General features: G+C 72.2%; 3 protein-coding genes and 1 pseudogene. All 4 read left to right on the plus strand.

All coding sequences use genetic code 11. The features are described from left to right. Positions 1–259 precede the first annotated feature (259 nt). On the plus strand, positions 260–886 hold the full coding sequence (locus tag VR45_RS38705) for a bifunctional 4-hydroxy-2-oxoglutarate aldolase/2-dehydro-3-deoxy-phosphogluconate aldolase (protein WP_045944647.1): 627 nt from the start codon (positions 260–262) through the stop codon (positions 884–886). Positions 887–1,160: 274 nt separating this feature from the next. Next, positions 1,161–2,816: an alpha-amylase family glycosyl hydrolase gene (locus VR45_RS38710; RefSeq protein ID WP_045944648.1), complete on the plus strand. Its 1,656-nt coding sequence runs from the start codon at positions 1,161–1,163 to the stop codon at positions 2,814–2,816. Positions 2,817–2,978: 162 nt separating this feature from the next. Then, positions 2,979–4,094 (plus strand): membrane protein, encoded by a 1,116-nt coding sequence (locus VR45_RS38715; RefSeq protein ID WP_045944649.1) that lies wholly within the window; start codon positions 2,979–2,981, stop codon positions 4,092–4,094. Between the two features lie 366 nt (positions 4,095–4,460). After that, positions 4,461–4,723, plus strand: a pseudogene (locus VR45_RS38720) (hypothetical protein); the annotation flags it as partial.

A 4,723-nucleotide genomic window follows, 5' to 3' on the forward strand; every position in this document is an offset into this window, starting at 1 on the left:
GCGGTGGGGTGGCGGGCGGCGGGGCCGGTTCCCGTGAATCAGAGTGCCCAGTGAATCAGGGTGCCCAGCGAATCCGAGTGGAATGGAAGCGAACGCCGTGAATTCGAGTTCAGTTGGTCCGAGGTCGGTCGAAGCGGGTTTCGTGGATCGGAAGCCCGCGGGTCCGAGTTCCGGGAGCCCGGGTTCAGGGCGCCCGAGTTCCGGGAACCGGGGCCCCGGGAGTTTGGGCACCGGGAGCTGCACGTCCTCCGCTGCCGCCATGGCGGAGGCGGCGCGGGCCGCGTTCGCCGCCTCCCCGGTGGTCGCGGTCGTCCGTGCGCCACGGATCCCGGACGCCGCCGCGCTCTGCGCCGCGCTCGCCGAGGGCGGTATCACCTGGACCGAATTCACCTTCACCACACCCGATGTGACAACCCACCTGCACCGGGCGGCACAGGCCGGCCACCGGGTCGGGGTCGGGACGGTGCTCACCGCCGACCAGGCCGAGCAGGGGCTCGCTGCCGGGGCGTCCTTCCTGGTCACGCCTGGTTTGCGGCCCGAGGTGGCGGATGTCGCACACGCGGCAGGAGTCCCGGTGATCCTCGGCGCCCTCACCGCGACCGAGGTCGCCCAGGCGGTGGACCTCGGTGCCGCGGCGGTGAAGATCTTCCCGGCTCGGGCGTTCGGTCCCGGCTACTTCAAGGATCTGCGGGGCCCGTACCCCGATGTCCCGCTGGTCGCCTCCGGCGGTGTCAACGCGGGAAACGCGGCGGAGTTCCTGGCGCACGGAGCACTCGCCGTCTGCGCCGGGACGGATGTGGTGCCGCCGGAGGTCGTCGCGGCCGGGGACTGGGCGGAGATCACCCGCCGGGCCCGGGCGTTCACGGAGGCCTGCGCGCCTCGGTAGTAGGAGTGACGGGTCCGGAGGCGGGTGCGTCGGCGTCGTTCTCTCCAGGGGCCGGTCACGGGGTGCGACGTCTTGCGGGGCGGTATGCCGGACACGGCGGGTGCCAATCGTGGGGCGCGAAGGAGTGGGAGGGGCTCGGGAGGGCGCGCGGCACGGCTGGGGGCTCCTTCCAGGAGTCCCGCGCCGGTCCGGGAGTGGCCGAGCCGGACTGTTGGGGCGACGGGGATTCGACGAGAATCGGTAGCCCCCGGCACCCGGTAGGAGGATCCCACCCATGACCTCGACCCGCCCCGGCCCCGACTGGCTGAGCGACGCCGTGCTGTACCAGATCTACCCCCAGACCTTCGCCGACTCCGACGGCGACGGCATCGGCGACTTCGCGGGCATCACCGAGCACCTCGACCACCTCTCCTGGCTGGGCGTGGACACGGTCTGGCTGAACCCGTGCTTCGCCTCGCCCTTCCGCGACGCGGGGTACGACGTCACCGACTACCTCACACCCGCCCCGCGCTACGGCACGGCCGACGACCTCGCCACCCTGGTCGAGGCGGCGCGCCGCAAGGGCATCCGGATCCTGCTGGACCTGGTCGCCGGCCACACCTCCGACCAGCACCCCTGGTTCCGGGCCTCGGCCGAGGATCCGTCCGACTACCGCTACATCTGGTCCGACCGGCCGGTGGACGGCTTCGTCGCCTCCCCGGGTGGTCGGGCCGGCTGGTACCGGCCGAACTTCTTCGAGTGCCAGCCGGCGCTCAACTTCGGCTACGGGCGCGAGGATCCGGAACAGCCCTGGCGCCAGCCCGTCGACGCCGAGGGGCCTCGCGCCAATCGCGCCGCGTTGCGCGGGATCATGGCGCACTGGCTCGGCCTGGGGCTGGCGGGTTTCCGGGTCGACATGGCGTCCTCCCTGGTCAAGGACGACCCGGGCTTCGCCGAGACGGGCAAGCTCTGGAGCGAGCTGCGTGACTGGCTCGACCGCGACCACCCGCAGGCCGCGCTGTTCGCCGAATGGGGCGACCCGGCGGCCGCCGTCGCCGCGGGCTTCCACGCGGACTTCCTGCTCCAGTTCGGCGGCCCGGACCACGGCCTGCCGCTGCGCTCGCTCTGGAACAACAACGCCGGGACAGTGGAGGAGTTCTGGAAGCAGGGCCCGTGCTACTTCGAGGCCGAGGGGCGCGGTACACCCCGGGTGTTCCTGGACGCCTGGCGCTCGGCGGCCCAACTGACGGAGGGCGCCGGGCACATCGCCCTCCCCACCGCCAACCACGACTTCTCCCGGCTCGCGACCGGCCCGCGCACCGCCGAGCAACTCGCCCCGGCCTTCGCCCTGGTGCTGACCTGGCCCACCCTGCCCGCGGTGTACTACGGCGACGAGATCGGCATGCGCTATGTGCCGGACCTCCCCGATGTCGAGGGCAGCGTGCTCGGCCCGACGTACAACCGGGCCGGCTCGCGCACGCCCATGCAGTGGGCGCCCGGTCCGAACGCGGGCTTCTCGGCCGCCCCGGCGGAACGGCTCTACCTCCCGGTGGATCCGGACCCGCGCCGGCCGGACGTCGCCACCCAGCGGGCCGACCCGACCTCGCTGCTGCACACCGTGCGGCGGCTGATCGCGCTGCGCCGCAAGCATCCGGGGCTCGGGGCGCGGGGCTCGGTGGAGGTCCGGCACGCGGGGTACCCGCTGGTGTACACCCGGGCCGGGCGGTACCTGGTGGTGATCAACCCGCGGCGGGAACCGGCGGTTCTCCCGCTCGACGGGCTGTTGGGCGGACTTGTGGACGGTGTCGGTGCGTCGGACTGGGCCGACCGGGTGGGAAGGGCGGGCCGGGTGGGCCGGGTCACCCCGCTGGAGGTCCAGGGTGTGCGGATCGAAGCCGCAGGTGAGCTGCGGGCGGACGGGTTCTCGTACGGGGTCTTCGACCTGGGGTGACGGGCCTGGCGCTGGTGGCGTCGCCGCTCTGCGGGGACGGGCTGATCGGGGGCGGGCTTCGGCCCGCCCCCGAGGTGGTTGTACACTGCATCTAGATAGTTGCATTTACCATCTTTCACTGCCATCTCTCACTGGCGACCGCCGGAGGACGGACCGAACTTCATGAGCACACCCCGGACCACAGCCGCCGCGCCCGCCGTGGGGCACTCGCTCAAGCACCTGGCGTTCCACCTGCTCACCCCGCTGCTGATGTGCCTCGGTATGGCGCTCGCCTACGAAGGCGCCTTCCACCAGCCCGAGCCGCACCATCTGAAGGTCGCCGTCGTCGGCGCCACCCCGGAGGCGCGGGCGCTGGCCGGGGTTGTGCAGAGCAGGGCGGGCGACGCGTTGGACGTCACCACGCTGCCGGACCGGGGCGCCGCCGAACGGGGACTGCGGGACCGCGACCTGGTCGGCGCCTTCCTCCCCGATACGAGCCACCCTGAACTACTGGTCGCAAAGGCCAACTCGGACACCTCGGCGATGGCGGCCGAGAAGGTCTTCCAGCGTGTGACCGCGCAGCAGGGCGTCCCCTTGGCCGTCACGGACCTCACCACCCCGAGCGAGGGCGACCCCACTGGTCAAGGCCTGTTCTTCCTGCTGGTCGCGCTCAGTATCGGTTCCTACGGCAGCGTCGCGGTGATCGGTGCGGCGGGTGCGGCTCTGGCCATGCGGATCCGGGTGCTGGTCGGGCTGGGCGTGTCCTTGGCGGTGAGCGTGATCGGGATTCTCACCGCAGGGCCCGTCTTCCATGTGGTGGACCACGACCTGGCCGGGGCCTGGGCGCTCGGCTGGCTCTACTCGGCCGGGGTGATCGGGATCGGCATCGGACTCCACACCTTCCTCAAGCGGTGGACCACGCTGGCGATGATGGTGCTGTTCGTGATGCTGAACTTCACCAGTTCCGGCGGCGTCTACCGGCCGGAGCTTCAGAACGGCTTCTTCGGTGGGCTGCACTCCTTCTGGGCCGGTGCGGGCTTCCTGGAGGGTGCTCGTAGTCTGCTCTACTTCGATGGAGGTGCCGGCTTCGGTGGTCATCTCCTGACGTTGGTGCTGTGGTTGGCGGCCGCAGGTGCGCTCGTGGTCGGAGCCGCGCTGTACGAACGGCGCGGCCGGGCGGCGGCGTCGAGCGCGGTCGGCGCGGGGGCTGTCGAGGGTCGGGACGGTCGGGTCGGTGTGGCGCGCGGGGAGGGGCCCGGGGTGGAGGAGGAGATGGAGGAGTCGGCGGTCGCAATCTGATTGTCCGTCAACTCCCTGAGGGAACTTCACCCGGTGACAGGGGCATCGAATTCGGGTGGGGATCGGCGGCCCGCGACCGGCCCTGGACAAGCCGGTGGCGGGCCCCAGCCGTCGAAACGCCCGCGCGTCGCCCCGGTGGGGTGGATCGGGTGATCCGCGTGGCGGCACAGCCCGCTGCCTCCCGGATGGCAGGATCGGGCGTGCTCTGCCGACGGGGGACGCCGCCCCGTCCGTTCGCCGTCCCCGAGGAGTACCACCGTGCCTCGCCCCTTCCGCCCTGCCCGTAAGTGCCCGGCATCTCACGGCTCTTGTGCGGTCCATGTGTCCTCCGTCGCCCGTACTCCCCGTACCGCTCTTGCCGACCGGGTGCTGGGAGCAGTGCCGGTCGCCGCCATCGCCTTGGCGCTGCTCGCCGCGACCCCGGCGGTCGCCGTCGCGCCACCGCTCTCGCAGCCCCGGATCGTCGCCCACTTCGATCTGTCCCAGGGCCGCCAGCCCGAGAACATCGCCGTCGAACCCGACGGCTCGGTGGACCTCACCCTCTCCTTCGCCCGCCAGGTCGTCCACCTCGACCGCGCCGGCCGGCTCACCGTCCTGGCCGACATGCCCGCACCCGCACACCCCGCGAC

Source organism: Streptomyces sp. NRRL S-495, from assembly GCF_000966955.1.
Lineage (GTDB): Bacteria > Actinomycetota > Actinomycetes > Streptomycetales > Streptomycetaceae > Kitasatospora > Kitasatospora purpeofusca.

What these genes read in the sequence shown, in the direction of transcription:
- VR45_RS38705 (WP_045944647.1), top strand. Translation starts at nt 260, where the DNA reads ATGGCGGAGGCGGCGCGGGCCGCGTTCGCCGCCTCCCCGGTGGTCGCG.
- VR45_RS38710 (WP_045944648.1), top strand. Translation starts at nt 1,161, where the DNA reads ATGACCTCGACCCGCCCCGGCCCCGACTGGCTGAGCGACGCCGTGCTG.
- VR45_RS38715 (WP_045944649.1), top strand. Translation starts at nt 2,979, where the DNA reads ATGAGCACACCCCGGACCACAGCCGCCGCGCCCGCCGTGGGGCACTCG.